Annotated in this window: 2 tRNA genes; both read left to right on the forward strand. The window is 48.4% G+C overall.

Going from position 1 to position 568, the window contains the following annotated elements:
• Positions 1-97: 97 nt before the first annotated feature.
• Positions 98-174, forward strand: a tRNA-Ile gene (locus NXT09_RS22330).
• Positions 175-216: 42 nt separating this feature from the next.
• Positions 217-292, forward strand: a tRNA-Ala gene (locus tag NXT09_RS22335).
• Positions 293-568 lie beyond the last annotated feature (276 nt).

Genomic DNA, 568 nt, shown 5'->3' on the forward strand with positions numbered 1-568 from the left:
ACCTGCGGTTGGATCACCTCCTTACCAAGAAGATGTGTGTTGCGTGAAGTGCTCACACAGATTGTCTGATGAAAATAACGAGCAGAAATACCTTAATAGGCTTGTAGCTCAGGTGGTTAGAGCGCACCCCTGATAAGGGTGAGGTCGGTGGTTCAAGTCCACTCAGGCCTACCAACTCTTCCGTGAGTGGTATCTAAGGTATCTGTAAGCAACGATGGGGTTATAGCTCAGCTGGGAGAGCGCCTGCCTTGCACGCAGGAGGTCTGCGGTTCGATCCCGCATAGCTCCACCATCACTACCTGCTTGATAAAAAATTTCAGAGTGTACCTGTTTAGGTGCACTGCGAAGTTTTGCTCTTTAACAATCTGGAACAAGCTGAAAATTGAAACATGACAGCTGAACATGCATTGATGCCTGCGGGTATGAATGGCGTGTCAGTATGTTAATGAGTCTCTCAAATAATCGCAGCGCGAACAGTGACTTTGAGTTATCAAAGACACCTTCGGGTTGTGAGGTTAAGCGACTAAGCGTACACGGTGGATGCCTAGGCAGTCAGAGGCGATGAAGG

Origin of the sequence: Pectobacterium jejuense, assembly GCF_026800125.1 — a bacterium.
GTDB classification, from domain to species: Bacteria; Pseudomonadota; Gammaproteobacteria; order Enterobacterales; family Enterobacteriaceae; genus Pectobacterium; species Pectobacterium jejuense.